The sequence below is a fragment of the Lamprocystis purpurea DSM 4197 genome, from assembly GCF_000379525.1.
Classification (GTDB): Bacteria; Pseudomonadota; Gammaproteobacteria; order Chromatiales; family Chromatiaceae; genus Thiodictyon; species Thiodictyon purpureum.
Genome location: NZ_KB902512.1, coordinates 1 through 13,437 on the forward strand (window position 1 = coordinate 1; position 13,437 = coordinate 13,437).

18 protein-coding genes and 1 pseudogene are annotated in these 13,437 nt (G+C 62.4%); 8 read left to right on the forward strand and 11 right to left on the reverse strand.

The genetic code is table 11. The annotated features are described in order from the left end of the window. Positions 1-409 precede the first annotated feature (409 nt). From A39O_RS43635 to A39O_RS38820, 5 genes and pseudogenes are all read right to left on the reverse strand, one after another. A complete protein-coding gene (locus A39O_RS43635; protein WP_407635657.1) occupies positions 410-553 on the reverse strand; it encodes a GNAT family N-acetyltransferase in 144 nt (47 codons plus the stop codon). Further along, the gene (locus A39O_RS0119535; protein WP_020506353.1) at positions 550-831 is read right to left on the reverse strand and encodes a type II toxin-antitoxin system TacA family antitoxin; all 282 of its coding nucleotides are present in this window, start codon (positions 829-831) and stop codon (positions 550-552) included. The genes A39O_RS43635 and A39O_RS0119535 overlap by 4 nt, the downstream gene beginning before the upstream one ends. Before the next feature lie 18 nt (positions 832-849). Beyond that, entirely contained in the window at positions 850-1,059 is a 210-nt protein-coding gene (locus tag A39O_RS0119540) for a type II toxin-antitoxin system HicB family antitoxin (protein WP_026199546.1), read from the reverse strand. A gap of 89 nt (positions 1,060-1,148) precedes the next feature. Then, positions 1,149-1,271: a hypothetical protein gene (locus A39O_RS43225; protein ID WP_020506355.1), complete on the reverse strand. Its 123-nt coding sequence runs from the start codon at positions 1,269-1,271 to the stop codon at positions 1,149-1,151. Positions 1,272-1,418: 147 nt separating this feature from the next. Then, positions 1,419-1,550 (reverse strand): annotated as a pseudogene (locus A39O_RS38820) (BrnA antitoxin family protein); the annotation flags it as partial. A 770-nt stretch (positions 1,551-2,320) separates the two neighbouring features. On the opposite strand from A39O_RS38820, the gene A39O_RS38825 reads away from it, so the two are divergent. The 3 genes from A39O_RS38825 (at position 2,321) to A39O_RS0119555 (ending at position 4,007) form a co-directional block, all read left to right on the forward strand. Beyond that, positions 2,321-2,614, forward strand: coding sequence for a DUF2188 domain-containing protein (locus A39O_RS38825; protein WP_083924788.1), 294 nt, complete (start codon positions 2,321-2,323; stop codon positions 2,612-2,614). Positions 2,615-2,629: 15 nt separating this feature from the next. Beyond that, positions 2,630-3,244, forward strand: a complete 615-nt coding sequence (locus A39O_RS0119550) for a hypothetical protein (protein WP_020506357.1) — start codon at positions 2,630-2,632, stop codon at positions 3,242-3,244. 304 nt (positions 3,245-3,548) lie between these two features. Next, positions 3,549-4,007: a tetratricopeptide repeat protein gene (locus tag A39O_RS0119555; RefSeq protein ID WP_020506358.1), complete on the forward strand. Its 459-nt coding sequence runs from the start codon at positions 3,549-3,551 to the stop codon at positions 4,005-4,007. 71 nt (positions 4,008-4,078) lie between these two features. On the opposite strand, the gene A39O_RS0119560 is transcribed toward A39O_RS0119555, so the two are convergent. Beyond that, on the reverse strand, positions 4,079-5,500 hold the full coding sequence (locus A39O_RS0119560; protein WP_020506359.1) for an FAD-dependent oxidoreductase: 1,422 nt from the start codon (positions 5,498-5,500) through the stop codon (positions 4,079-4,081). 181 nt (positions 5,501-5,681) lie between these two features. Here A39O_RS0119560 and A39O_RS0119565 point away from each other — a divergent pair, with 181 nt between their 5' ends. The 5 genes from A39O_RS0119565 (at position 5,682) to A39O_RS0119585 (ending at position 8,936) form a co-directional block, all read left to right on the forward strand. After that, positions 5,682-5,933, forward strand: coding sequence for an MbcA/ParS/Xre antitoxin family protein (locus A39O_RS0119565; protein WP_245561934.1), 252 nt, complete (start codon positions 5,682-5,684; stop codon positions 5,931-5,933). After that, positions 5,933-6,418 carry an RES family NAD+ phosphorylase gene (locus tag A39O_RS0119570; RefSeq protein ID WP_020506361.1) on the forward strand — a complete coding sequence of 162 codons (486 nt, stop codon included), beginning with the start codon at positions 5,933-5,935 and terminating at the stop codon, positions 6,416-6,418. Before A39O_RS0119565 ends, A39O_RS0119570 begins: the two co-directional genes overlap by 1 nt. Positions 6,419-6,747: 329 nt before the next feature. Further along, positions 6,748-8,328 carry a peptide chain release factor 3 gene (locus tag A39O_RS0119575; protein WP_020506362.1) on the forward strand — a complete coding sequence of 527 codons (1,581 nt, stop codon included), beginning with the start codon at positions 6,748-6,750 and terminating at the stop codon, positions 8,326-8,328. Between the two features lie 137 nt (positions 8,329-8,465). Next, positions 8,466-8,708 carry a BolA family protein gene (locus A39O_RS0119580; protein WP_026199548.1) on the forward strand — a complete coding sequence of 81 codons (243 nt, stop codon included), beginning with the start codon at positions 8,466-8,468 and terminating at the stop codon, positions 8,706-8,708. 3 nt (positions 8,709-8,711) lie between these two features. Continuing rightward, positions 8,712-8,936, forward strand: a complete 225-nt coding sequence (locus A39O_RS0119585; protein WP_020506364.1) for a hypothetical protein — start codon at positions 8,712-8,714, stop codon at positions 8,934-8,936. Positions 8,937-9,186: 250 nt separating this feature from the next. Here A39O_RS0119585 and A39O_RS0119590 read toward each other — a convergent pair whose 3' ends face one another. The 5 genes from A39O_RS0119590 to A39O_RS0119610 all read right to left on the reverse strand — a co-directional run bounded on the left by A39O_RS0119590 (position 9,187) and on the right by A39O_RS0119610 (position 13,397). Then, positions 9,187-10,080: a class I SAM-dependent methyltransferase gene (locus A39O_RS0119590; protein ID WP_020506365.1), complete on the reverse strand. Its 894-nt coding sequence runs from the start codon at positions 10,078-10,080 to the stop codon at positions 9,187-9,189. Positions 10,081-10,175: 95 nt separating this feature from the next. Beyond that, positions 10,176-10,580 (reverse strand): FUN14 domain-containing protein, encoded by a 405-nt coding sequence (locus A39O_RS0119595; RefSeq protein WP_020506366.1) that lies wholly within the window; start codon positions 10,578-10,580, stop codon positions 10,176-10,178. A gap of 170 nt (positions 10,581-10,750) precedes the next feature. Beyond that, positions 10,751-11,062: a thiosulfate oxidation carrier complex protein SoxZ gene (gene soxZ, locus A39O_RS0119600; RefSeq protein WP_020506367.1), complete on the reverse strand. Its 312-nt coding sequence runs from the start codon at positions 11,060-11,062 to the stop codon at positions 10,751-10,753. Positions 11,063-11,109: 47 nt separating this feature from the next. Then, positions 11,110-11,583 carry a thiosulfate oxidation carrier protein SoxY gene (gene soxY / locus A39O_RS0119605; protein ID WP_020506368.1) on the reverse strand — a complete coding sequence of 158 codons (474 nt, stop codon included), beginning with the start codon at positions 11,581-11,583 and terminating at the stop codon, positions 11,110-11,112. Positions 11,584-11,858: 275 nt separating this feature from the next. Next, positions 11,859-13,397 carry a M48 family metalloprotease gene (locus tag A39O_RS0119610; protein WP_051088856.1) on the reverse strand — a complete coding sequence of 513 codons (1,539 nt, stop codon included), beginning with the start codon at positions 13,395-13,397 and terminating at the stop codon, positions 11,859-11,861. Positions 13,398-13,437: the final 40 nt, after the last annotated feature.

Here is a 13,437-nt window from a genome sequence, read left to right on the forward strand (position 1 = left end):
TACCACAGAGGAAATAGGGGACGTACCACAGAGGAAATAGGGGACGTACCACAGAGGAAATAGGGGACGTACCACAGAGGAAATAGGGGACGTACGGCCTTGATCATCGTTCCGGCCAGCGGCCACCTACTGGAGTCCAAGGCTTCAGCCTTGGTCCTGAAAATCCAAGGCTGACGCCTTGGACTCCGGCCTGGGGCGGCCGGAACGATGATCAAGGCCGGACGTACCACAGAGGAAATAGGGGACGTACCACGGATATGTCAGCGGGATAAAGACCGAGCACCGAGACCTCGGAGCTACGCCTGAACCTGTGCCAATGGCAGGAAGAGCGTCATCGGCGAGTCGAGCAGGGGAATGAATTCGTGGTGAAGGTAGAACGCCAAGGCGGCCTCGTCCTTGGCGTGCACGGTCATGGCAAAGGTGCGATCTCCGAACGGGCGGCACGCGCCAAAGCGTCGGCCACTAAGGCGCTGCCGAGACCTTGGCCACGGAAGGCTTGATCGACGGCCAAGCGTCCCAGCCGAACAGCGGGGATCGATGGGTAACGGGTCATTCTCCGCCGAGCAGCTCGCGACGGCGGGCGAAGGCGCGCTCTAATGCCGGAGAGGGTGGCGGCGGGGACAGGAGTGCCTCGGCGAAACGCTCCGAATCAGCCAGGGACAGGCGTATGACCTCGGTCTCCGCGATGGTGCGTTGGGCGGCTTCTTGGACCGCGGCGACCACGAAGTCAGTTATGGCGATGCCCCGGATCTCGGCGGCCCGCTTGAGCATGGCGTGCAGGTCCGCGCCGATGGGGGTGTCAATGTGGGTCGTGGACGTGCTGGTCGACATTGGGCTGTCCTCCCTGGCTCATGCGGCGGCCGGGAGCGAAATGCTGATGGCCAGAGGTTTTACTTCCCCATGCTCAAGCCGCTCTGCGAGCACCCGAAGGGCTAACGCCTCGGCCTTTGCCATGGCGCTGTCCTTTGATCCGCCGTAGGCGAGAGCGCCAGGCAGTTCAAGCACTTCGGCCAGCCACCGCCCATCGTCTTCCTGCTCGCACTCAAGTGTGAAGTTCATGGGTGGTTCCTCAAATGGTTGCGATAAAGCGTTCGGCATCCACCGGGCCGCGCGCGGCGATCAGTGCCCGGACCCCGGCCAGTTTCAGCTCAGACTCGGTTTTCGGCGTCAGTTTGCGTCTGCTGGTCGAAGGGCCGGTTGAAGCAGCAGATGTCGAGATAAATCAGCACGCCGTCATGTCTTCGATGGCCGAAGCGATCGACGGACAGCATACTATCAGCGCTGCGCGCTGCTCGATAGGGGGCCGTACCACGGAATCCCTCTGGAGCGGGCCTTAACTCGGTGTGGGTCGGCGCTTGGTCATCGACGTACAAGCAGCGGCATAGGCCCGCAGGATTCGGCGACGAAGAAACGGATGGTTAGCTTTTAACTGGAGGGGTGGCCAGCCATTCCTTTAGGATTGTATTAACTCGGGTCTGCCACCCCGGGCCACTCGCTCGAAGAGCACCGACAACGTCAGGATCTAGCCGGATAGCGACCTGCTCTTTTGGGGGACGTTTGTTTGGTCATCGAGTTCGCCGCAAAGCTGAAATGGTGGCTGCCACGCCGCCACCCTCAGTAACGGTTGCATTGTGCCAATCGACTCTGCCATTATCTGCTGACGAGGTGGGCGCAACTGCCTTTGCAGCTTCAATTTCAGACGGACTAAATTGAGCGGAAGTACTCATCGGCGTCTTTGCGGTCGGCATAGCGGCAAGAGATTATGTGAAGGTTTTCCCTTCGCTTTGACTCATCCCAAGCGATCATCGGCAAAATGTATATGCATTTTGCGGGCTTGTCAATCGGATTTTGGACGCTGCACCTTGTGTTTAAAACTCAGTTGCCGTGGGATTTGGTCCGCTAGCAGGGGAAAGACAGCGTCGCGGAGCTTGCCCTGGTTACTCAAGAGGATGGGGTCAGGTCTTTCCTTTTGCCTTGACCCCTTGCCCCTCCTGGCCGCCGCGAGGTCCGCCAAGTGCGACCCCGTGCGGTCGGACGCAGCGGCGTACCTTGCCGCACGGGACGATTCCCTTGTTACTGTGCGACCGCTGTTGGAGCTGGTGCCCGGTTGGGAGGTTGTTTTGGGTGAGGTCGACTCCGGTTGCTTGACTAGGGGGGGTAGTGAGACCTAATCTGTAGCCAGAGGGCGTATCTACGGTGGTTGGCACACCACGGCAACTGCCCGAGCGGTTTTCGCCCCGCGGTCCCCGCCGATCAAGCCGTGATCTCTGACTCAGGTTGTTTTCGAACCGATGGTTTTTAACATATCGAGAGATGAGCGATGAATAGCACGTTTTCCGTCACTAAAGATGGCGATGGTACATGGGTTACCCGCGATACCGATTCCGGGCGTACTACGAAAGCCTATCTCAATAAGAGCGAAGCGATGGTTGCAGCACGGGCGATCGCAAAAAGTGGTGGGAAAGTCATCATTCACGGCGTACAAGGGGATGTACAGGATGTCATTGGCGTAAAAGATGCGTCTCAGGCTGGAATCAGAAAAGCCCCTGTTCGGCGTCGATTAAGCAGTCGCGATGTCAACATTGCCATAGCCAAAGTCTTAGAGAAAGGATAATAACGGACTGCGCCGATGGCGTCCGAATACGATTTGAACGTTTTCATCAACTGCCCGTTTGACGAAGACTATACGCCCCTACTTGATGCCATCCTGTTCGCGATCTATGCTTGTGGCTACCGGCCGCGCTGTGCTATGGAAGCGGACAATGCGGGCGACATAAGAATCGAGAAGATCAACCGCATCATTTCTCAATGCCGGTTCGGGATTCACGATATATCTAGAACCGAATTGGACATAGCGAACGGCCTTCCCCGGTTTAACATGCCCTTGGAGCTTGGCTTATTTCTTGGCGCCAAGAAATTTGGCTCGCAGACCCAAAGAGGGAAGATCGCGATTATCTTCGATACAGAGCAATACCGATATCAGAAATTCATATCGGATATTGCTGGGCAAGACATCCACGCGCACGATAACCACCCGGGCAAGCTTATCCGCAGTATCCGCAACGCTCTCAACAGCGCAAGCCCCAATGGACGGATTCCAGGCGCGGCGGCAATTATCGACGGCTATGATCAATACCAGTCGAAGCGCCCTGAATTGATGCAGCAGTTATCTCTCGAAGAGGGCGATTTGACTTACGCTGACAAGACGCAGCTCATCGAGCAGTGGCTGCAGTTTACTGCCTGAGCGGAGCTTGCCGGCCTAGCCGGGGTGGATTGCTTTAGATGACCATGCTGCAGGAGTACCGAAAGGGCATATCTGTTATTCTGCAAGCAAGGGTTCGATAAGATCTGCGCTCGCTTCGATGCCGCTCGGCTCGACCGGCATGGGCCGCCCTGCGGCGAGCAAATCGGCGATGGGGCCAGCGAGCCGTCCGGCTCTTTGAGGTCCGCGAGGCTCAGTTCAAGGCAACCGGTTCCACTCAACGGTCGGCCACGAATCAAATGTTCGGGACGGGGCGAATGCCCCGTCCCGCCGCGGGAGGACTCAAGTGAATGCACGCAATGACCGGTTGATCCAGACGATCCTGTTGGTCAACTTGTGGCTGTGCGGCTGGGCCTGGGTCCAGGCCGGCGATGCCGACGCACTGATTGCCGCGGGCGAGTCTAAACTCAAGATCGGTGAGATCGATGCCGCCATCGTCGACCTGCGTCAGGCCGTCGCGGTGGACCCGGCATCCAGCCGCGCCCAGACCCGGCTTGGCGGCGCTTTGTTGCTCAAGCAGCAGAACGCGGCAGCGATCGACGCCTTCCGTGCCGCGATCACGCTTTCCGCGAACAACGCCGACGCCTTCATCGGCATGGCCATCGCCTATCTGCACAGCGGTGACGACGCCCTGGCCCGCGCCGCGCTGGAGGAGGCCAAGCGCATCGATCCGACGCGGGCGGCCAAGATCGATGAACTCATCGCCTCAATCGATCAGCGTGCGATGAGCGGCGGTGGGCACTGAAGTCTGGGACTCCACAGAGCGCCGGCGCGGCGTGCGTCAGTGACCGCGGAAAAGGCGGGCCCGGCCGGAGGTCAACCGGCCCGCGCAAAGGCTTGCGGGTCGGCGTCATCCTCGACCGACTGCACGCGGGTATCCTCGTACCCCATCAGGAGTTCGCGCTCAAAAGCTTGCTCGTCGATCTGTGCCCCGAGACGCCGGGCGACGGTGCGCATGTCGGCCTCGCCGCTGCCCAGACACCCGGTGCCGCCCGGCGAAGGCGCCATGTTGAAGATGATGCCATCCCCGTTGGTGATCTTGGTCTCGCCCATGCGCAGCCGTCCGGTGCTGCGGTCGACGAGTAGCGGGCGCACGCCGCCAAACCCTTCCGCATAGGTCACATCGGCGACGGTCAGGGATGGGACGATCTTGCGGATTTCCTTGATGAAGAAGCGACGGTTGAGTCCGGGGACCTCGTCGAGCAGACCGCGCAGCAGGTCGTTGCGCAGTTCCGGTGCCTTGATCAGATCCCAGAGCGCGACCGCCATTTGGTGATCGAGCCGCAGCACCTGGAAGAACTCCCGGCCGGTCGACCGGTTGCGGCGCTCCAGTCGGGGCAGCATGAGCGCGGTGGGTCCGAACCGGGTCTTGCCGCTCGCCTTGATGTCATGATCTCCGTGGACCGCGGCGAACGGCAGGCGCCCTGGGTCCTGCACCCGGTAGACCTTGCCGTTCAGGACTTCGGGTGCGAAATAGAAGGATCCGGCCATGGGCAGGCAGGCATAGTCATGCCCCAACCCCATCTGCTGGGCCATCACCAGCGAATGGCCGCCGGCGCAGACCACCACGGTGCGCGCCTGTAACAAGCCGCGATTGGTGTCCAGTACATAGTCCGGCCCGTCCCGCGTGATGCTCGCGACGCTGGTCGAGAAGAGTTGCGTGATCTGTCGGTCCGCAACCCGGTCCAGTCGTACGCAGGCGTGCGAGAAGGACTCGGCGAGTGCGGCGAAGTCGACCGCGCAATAGGCATCCGGCGTCCCGGTGGCGACGATCTCCTCCGGCCGCCAGGCCCCGTCCACCAGTGCGACATTGGGTTCGATGTCCGCAATCGCCCGGTGCTCCAGCAGTTGCATGCGCGGGAACAGATCCTTGAAGGTTTCGAACCGGCGGCGCAGATAAGCGCTCTCCACGGGCCCGACCCCCAAGACCATCTTGGGCATCGAGAAGATGATGCGGTCGCGGTCTCGCGCTGCCAGCTTGACCGCGTAGTTGATCACCATGGCACCGGTACGCCGCACCGCCCGCGCCTTTTCCAGGTTGTAGCTGGTTTCGAGGTCGCCGCAGTGGATGGTCTGGCTGTTGTTATGCGCGTGTGAGTTGACCTGTGCGACGCTGTCGCACTGTTCCACCAGGCAGAGCCGTTTCAGGTCCGTGAACCGGGCCAGTTGATAGAGAAGCGCGGTACCGGTTACGCCGGCGCCTACGACCAGGCAGTCGTATTTCGTTGATAAGGTCATGGTTTGGGGCCTTTACGCGCGGCGCGCGGCAAGTCGTTCAGAGAGCGCGGCCGCGATCGCGGGTTTTGTGCAGCGCAGCATTACCTTAACAGTAGCCTAAGTGGGGGGATTGAGACACCCGCTGATTGGCATTTCTTATATTAAATAAATCAATTCTTACTGTTGGAAGACAGAGTCCACTGTGTTTCCTGTCTGTCGACAAGTGGATGTGCTCGGCACGGGTGTACCCCTTGAGTTTACGGTGGCACGCGCCAACCTGTCGACACTTCGCACCGCCTGTTTGAAAAAACTTCAACTAAGCGCCCGCGCCTGGCTCAAGGAACCGGCCAAGGCGTTAGGTGGACAGACCCCATTGGCGTATCTGGGTACCGAGGTCGGTGCGGCCGAAGTGCATCGCCTGATCGCCCGACTGGGGCTGGGCATTTACCCCTGATGCTGGTGTATCGATTGGTCAAAGCGCGCTTCGCCGCGAGCGCCTTGGATGGCCGAGGTGCCAAGATCTACGGCGGGCGCTGGAACAGTCCCGGCACGTCAATGCTCTATGCCTCGCAGAGCATCGCGCTGGTCGCTCTGGAGTTACTGGTTCATCTGGGGCGGAGCGAGGTCCTGGGAGGCTATCGGCTGTTCACACTTGAAATCGCAGACGATGCGTTGATGCGCTTGGATGCCGCGTGTTTTCCCGACAATTGGCGCGCCGATCCCGCCCCCGGCGGCATCGTCGGCATCGGCGACGGTTGGGTGGCAGCGGGGCGCTCGGTCGCCCTGCGGGTGCCGAGCACCCTCATCCCGCGTGAGCACAACGTCTTGTTGAATCCGGCTCATCCGGATTTTCGGGCCATCGCCGGGGGCGCGGCTGACGAGCCCTTCGGCTTCGATCCCCGCCTGGCACCCCCTGTCACGCCGGGCGTGGTTCGCTGAACCTTGGAGGGTAGGGGCGGGTTTGAAACCCCAGCAATTCCAAATTTGGGCGGCACCGCGCGACCTCTGGTGGATGCGGCGCGCGCGACCGCCGTGCCGAGTCCCTGAGACCGAGCGGCGCGCCTTATCCACCCTACAACGGAGCCGGTTTCGTAGGGTGGATAAGCGCAGCGCATCCACCATCGGCCTCGCTGCCGACACGCTGTTGGCGGCGGCCACCAAAATTTGGAACTGCTGTTGAAACCCGCCCCTACGTCCGGTTATCACGTCCGAATGCTATACTCCCGCGGTTACGCCGTACCCTTTGTCACCCTGTCCAGTCCCTTGCTATGAGCGATCTTCTCGACCAACTGCGCCGCCGCCGTACCTTTGCCATCATCTCCCACCCGGATGCCGGCAAGACCACCCTGACCGAGAAGCTGTTGCTGTTCGGCGGTGCCATTCAGATGGCGGGCACGGTCAAGGGCCGCAAGGCGGCGCGTCACGCGACGTCCGACTGGATGGAGCTGGAAAAACAGCGCGGCATCTCCGTGACCTCATCGGTCATGCAGTTTCCCTATGGCGACGCGATCGTCAACCTGCTCGATACTCCCGGCCACGAGGACTTCTCGGAGGATACCTACCGCACGCTGACCGCCGTGGACTCGGCCCTGATGGTCATCGACGTGGCCAAGGGCGTGGAGGAGCGCACCATCAAGCTGATGGATGTCTGTCGGCTGCGCGATACGCCCATCCTGACCTTCGTCAACAAGCTCGATCGTGAGGGCCGCGACGCCGTCGAGGTGCTCGATGAGGTCGAATCGGTGCTCAAAATCCAGTGCTCGCCGGTCACCTGGCCCATCGGCATGGGCAAGCGGTTCAAGGGTGTCTATGACCTGCGCCACGACTGTACCTATCTCTTCAGCGCCCAGCACGGCGGGCGTATCCAGACCGGCGAGCTGATCCAGGGGATCGACAACCCGCGCATGGACGCGATGCTCGGCGATCAGGCCGACGAGCTGCGCGTCGAAATGGAACTGGTGCAGGGTGCCAGCCACCCGCTGGACCTGGACGCCTACCGCGCCGGGCGCCAGACCCCGGTGTTCTTCGGCTCCGCCATCAACAACTTCGGGGTCAAGGAGTTACTCGACGCCTTTGTCGAATACGCCCCGCCGCCGCGGCCGCGGCAGACAACCCAACGTGTGGTCGAGCCCGTCGAGGAGCGCTTTACCGGCTTCGTCTTCAAGATCCAGGCGAACATGGACCCGGCCCACCGTGACCGCGTCGCCTTCTTCCGGGTCTGCTCGGGCAGCTACAGCAAGGGCATGAAGATGCGCCATGTGCGGATCGGCAAGACGGTCCAGGTCGCCAATGCCATCACCTTCCAGGCGGACGAGCGCCGCCAGGTCGAGGAAGCCTGGCCGGGTGACATCATCGGCCTGCATAACCACGGGACCATCCAGATCGGCGACACCTTCACCGAGGGTGAGGAACTCAAATACGAGGGCATCCCCTATTTTGCCCCGGAGTTGTTCCGGCGCATCGTGCTGCGCGACCCGCTGCGCATGAAGGCGCTGGCCAAGGGGGTGGTGCAGCTTGCCGAGGAAGGCGCCACCCAGGTCTTCCGGCCGCTGAAGAACAACGACATGATTCTGGGAGCGGTGGGCATCCTGCAGTTTGACGTGGCGGCCTTCCGGCTCAAGGATGAATACGGGGTCGATGCCATGGTCGAGCCGGTCGGCGTGCATACCGCCCGTTGGATCGCCTGCGACGACCCCAAGATGCTGGAGCGGTTCAAGGAAAAGGCTTACGAGCATCTGGCCCTGGACGGCGACGACCGGTTGGTCTATCTGGCCCCGACCAGGGTCAACCTGGGGCTCACGCAGGAGCGCTGGCCGGACATTCGCTTCCTGGCGACGCGGGAACTTTAGTATTCAATATAGGCTCCGTACCTGATATCCAGACAGACTCTTGGTGTAGGGGCGGGTTTGAAACCCGCCCCTAGGTCCGGTTATCACGTCCGACGGGGATCAACGTCAACTGACGCAAATCAAACGAGGTGATCGGCTTGGAAACCCAGGCAATCGAGCAATTGATCCGCACCGGTCTGCCGGGGGCGGAGGTCCAGGTCACCGGGGATGGCAGTCATTTCGATGCTGTCGTGATCAGCGAGGCGTTCGCGGGCCTGACGCCCATCAAGAAACAACGCCTGGTCATGGAGACGGTGAAGGTGCAGCTTGCCAGCGGCGAACTGCATGCGCTCTCCATCAAGACCTTCACCCCGGCCCAGTGGTCGGCAACGGAGGTCTAAACCATGTTCCTGAAACACACGATGACCGGGAAGATGATCGAGGTCCTGAGTTTGCGCGACCTCTTCAACCCACTGCACGACACCGTGATCGGGCGCTACCACTATGGCGATGGCGAGGAAGCGCAAGACCCGGAGAGTTTCGACAAAGGTGAGCTGGCCTTCTGCTCGGATGAACCCATGCCGAAGTGTTGGACCGACCCCGACTATCGGGGGCAGCAAAGCCAGTAGGGTGATTTCCGGTAACGGCCATGGAAGGAACATCAAGCCACCCCGGAAGATGGACGTCCCTCGTGGGAGCGGCGTCCCGCCGCGATGCGGTGCCGCGGTGACCGCGAACGCTGCGGTTCCACGCCCGGCCCCATCGCGGCGGGACGCCGCTCCCACGGGGTCGCTGCGCGACTTTCACGGTAAGGATCCATCGACATTAGGGGCGACTAAAGTCGCCCCTACAGTGGAGCGGGGGCGAGCCTGTTGCCGGTCAACCAGGCTTCTGCGCCACGGCCAGCACGTAATCGATTCCCTGGAAGGTGCTCGCCGGATTACGCGAGAGCATGAACCGCACCATGGGCCGCATCAGGGGGTGCAGCCTGCGGATGGCGTCCGGCTGCCCGGTGAGATACTGATGCAGCGGGCCGTAGACCTCGTTGCGGATGGACTCGACCCGGACCGACTCGAACTTGGCGACGCGCAGCCGGTCGCGATAGGCGTCGCGATTGTAGACGTTGAGCTTCGGTATCGGGAACTTGCCGGACACCAGGCGCCAGGACCAGCGTTGTTTCAGGCGCGCGATCAAACCGGGGTGTTCCGGCAGGGGCAGGATGTCCGCCAGCACCAGCCGACCGCCGGGGCGCAGTACCCGATAGGCTTCGCGGAAAAAGGCCACGCGCGTGTCGAAATGGAATGCGCTCTCGAGCGCGATGACCAGATCGCAGGCGGCGTCCGGCAGCGGCAGCGCGGTCGCGGAGCCCTCGCGTAAGTCGATCCGGTCGCTCAGGCCCGCGTCCGCCACCCGTGCGCGGGCGACCGCGACCTGAGAGGCGGTGATATTGATGCCCGTGATCCGGCGCGGCTGATACCGTTTGGCCCAGTAGAGATCCTGATCGGCGAAGCCGAACCCGACGTCCAGCACCTCATCCTCCTTGGTCATCCCGCCGGCATCCGCCACCAGGGCGGCCATGGCCTCACAGGCGTCGTCGAGCGTCTGTGCCGCGCGCCAGTACCCGAGGTTGAGCCAGAGTCCGCGCTCGGTTGGTGCATGAGTGGACAACAGGTTGTAGACCCCGGCGACATCCAGTGACTGGAAGGGGTTGTAGATCCAATTCACCAGGCGGAGGGAGTCGCGCAGCGACGGGGACGACGGGGCGGTGGACATAGTAAGACTTCTTTGAACGGCGAACCCACAATCTGGGTACGCTTGGCCGAATCACCAGTGCCGGGTGTGCCGGTGAGACAATTTTCGGAGATCGCCTAAATCTTGAGGCCCAAGGCCAATCCGGCGATGAAGGAGGCCGTGCTGGAGAGATTGTTGCCGACGAAGTCCAGGAAGGCCCCGCCGTTGACCGACAGCCAGGTGGCCCAGGTGTCGTAACGGACCTCCATGCCGGACCAGTCGACCTGGGCAATTCCGGCATACTGGAGCGCGAAGATGCCGAGCAGGATCAACCCAAAGATCACCAGCGCGACCTTGAAGGCCACCTTGAGCGCGTAGCCTACCGCCAGGCCGACCATGAAGGAGAAGCCGACTTTAAGAAAGAACGCCTCGTTGAAGAGCCCATTCGGATCGATCGGCGCGGCGGGTACGGCGGGGTTGAATTCCCCGACCCCGGTTTGCGCCGCGGCCGGGGCGGCAACGCCGAGCAGGAGCCTGGACAACCAGGTCGCGGGTCTCCAACGCCGGCGAAGGGGCATGATGCAAAGTTGACTCAAGCAGGAATATCCTTTCATTATCGAGTGGTTGACCGGTTGCAGGAGCGCCCGCGGGGGCGCTGCTTCAACCCGGCAAGACCCCGTGAGGGGCCTTGTCGGCGCGTGGTCTGCCGCGCCTAAGCGATCTGGGAGGTTTCGGTCTGGCTCTCGCCCTTGTTGTCTTTCCAGGAGACCTCGACCGGATCACCCACGGCCCCGCCGATGAACTTGAAAGACAGGTAGGGGTTCTTGGAGACACCGCCGCTCCAGGCGGCGGTCAGCACCACCTGATCCTTCCATTTACAGACGACCTCCTGGATAAAGTGTGCCGGAACCAGTTCGTTGGTCTTGCTGTCTTTGCGCAGGCCGGTCTCCATCGGATGGTTCATCAGACATTTGACAACCGTCTCGTTGCCTTCGAGCTTCGCGCGTACCTTGATATCGGACATAGTCGGTGACCTTTGGCTAAGGGGATCAACAGTGGATACCGGCGTGCTCAGCCGCCGCAGCCGCCGATGGTGACCTTGACATTCTTCGCGTTGCTGAAGAGCTTGTCGCCCTGCTTCACCACCGCAACCACGTCCGCCGTCTTGCCCATCTTGATGCGGGTGGAGACGAACGGCATAGCCGCCGCGCCGAGTGCGAAGGAGGCGACCAGGGGTGTGGCGTTGCCGGAGGCGATAATGGCGATGTACGAGATATCCGACAGGGTGGTCTCGACGGTAACGGGGACGACGGCGCCGTTCTCGGCAATGTCCGGGGCTTTGACGACCACGGCGTCATTGGTCTCCATGGCATCGCTGCCCAGCAGACCCTTCAGGGCGGCACTAACATCCTTGGATTCGAAGGCGGCGGCATTCCAATCGGCCAGGACCAGGCGCGGGGTCAGCAGCCCAGCGGCGACCGCGACGCCGACGGACCCGGCGGCTAGCGAGCCCTTGAGCAGGATTCTGCGTTTTGCGTCGATCATCAACTGTCTCCTCATCGAGCATCAGTGGTTGGGTTGGGTGGCATACGGCGAACCGTCCGGTTCTTGACGCCGACGCCTGTGCGCATCCGGCGTCAGCCTCGGAGGCCCCCGCCGGTTGATCGGTAGGCGTGGCTTGGTGTCTGCCGGACCGCGTGAAACGCGGCTTGAACACCGCCGCCGACGCTGCGTCTACCGTCTGTTCGGGAAGCTTACAGCACTCAAGTTGGTCTTGAAACCGGCATCGCTATTTCACTGGTTTGGTGCGGGCTGTTCGCTCAGGGCGCCGTGGCGGCACTGCCCCTATCGTTGCTGAAGTCGAACGGGTCAGGCCCGCGTTTTTTCTGATCCCGCTGTTCTTCCTTCCAGGCATCGACCAGGACCTGGAGCTGGGCCGAATCCTGATAGCCGAGCCCAGGCTGACGCAGGGCGAACTCCAGTTGTTTGATCGCCGGTTCCAGGTCGCCCTCCGTATACAGTCGTTCGGCACGGTACCGGTGAGTCGCGGGCTTGTCGCCGGATTGGATTGCCGCCTGGGTCAGGAGGTCATAGAGTGTGGTGTTGCCTGGACGTGTTCGCACCACCGTCTTGAGTTCCGCCATGGCCTGGCGTGGCTGTCCGGCCGCCATCAGTGCCTCGGCGTAGGCGCTGCGCAAGGCCCAGTTGCCGGACGACAGGGTCACCGCTTGCTTGAGGTGATCCAGGGCCTGAGCCGAGCGGCCTTGCTTCAGGTCGAGCTGCGCATCCAGTACGATGAACTCGGCCAGACTGGGTTGCGCGCCGAGCAGCTTGGCGGACTCCGTCTTGGCCTCATCGAGTCGACCCGAGCGCAGCAGGGCCAGCGCGTAGCCATAGCGCTCGGCGGTCTCGTTGAGGTAGCGGCCTTCCCGCAGCGATGCCTTGAAGCTCTCCAGCGACTTCTCGGGCCGGTCGTAAGAGCGCTCGCGCAGGCGGGCGCGCGCCAACAGAAAGCCCAGGCTGTCGGCGCGTTGGCGGGCGCCATACTCGTCGGCGCGGCCAAGCGCATCGCCGATGCGGTTGCTGTTCACCGGGTGGGTGCGCAGAAACTCGGGTGCGTTGTTCTCATAGACCCGGCTGGCTTTCGATAATTTCTCGAAGAAGCCGGGCATGGCGTAAGGATCGCGTCCGGCCGCCGCCAGGGTGGCGATACCGATGCGGTCCGCCTCTTTCTCGTTCTCGCGGGTGAAGTTGATCCGGCGCTGCATGGCCGCCGCCTGAATTCCAGCCAGTGCGGCCATCCCCGCATCCGCGGACACCTGCGCGCCCAAGATCGCGGCCGCCACCATCAGCGCCATCGTGGGCATGTTCAGCTTGCCCTGATCCTCGAGGCCGCGCAGCAGATGGTTTTGGGTGACGTGGGCGATTTCGTGGGCCACCACGGCCGCCAACTCGTCCTCGCTCTGGGCGGCCAGGATCAGCCCCGAGTAGATCCCGACATTCCCGCCGGGTCCGGCAAAGGCGTTGACCACGGGCTGATCGATCAGGAAGAACGTGAAGCTGCCGCCCGCGCTCTTGTCCGCGGCCACCAGTTCATTGCCCAGTGACTCCAGGTAGGCGGTCAAGAGCGGATCGTCCAGCACCGGCAGCGCCGCGCGCACCTGGCGCATGAACGCCTTGCTGAGACGCAGTTGCGCTCCGCTGCCCATGACCGCGTCCGCCGAGTTGCCGATCTCCGGCAGGTCGAACTGCGCGGCCCGACTCATCTCCGGAGCCAGCGGACTCAAGGCCAGCGTCGCGGCAACCGCAAGTCTGACCGTGATTTGTCCCGCTCGGGAGCGTCTGAGACCTTGTGTCATGATTCGTTGAGATACGCGCGCGGCGAGCAAGTTCCAACCC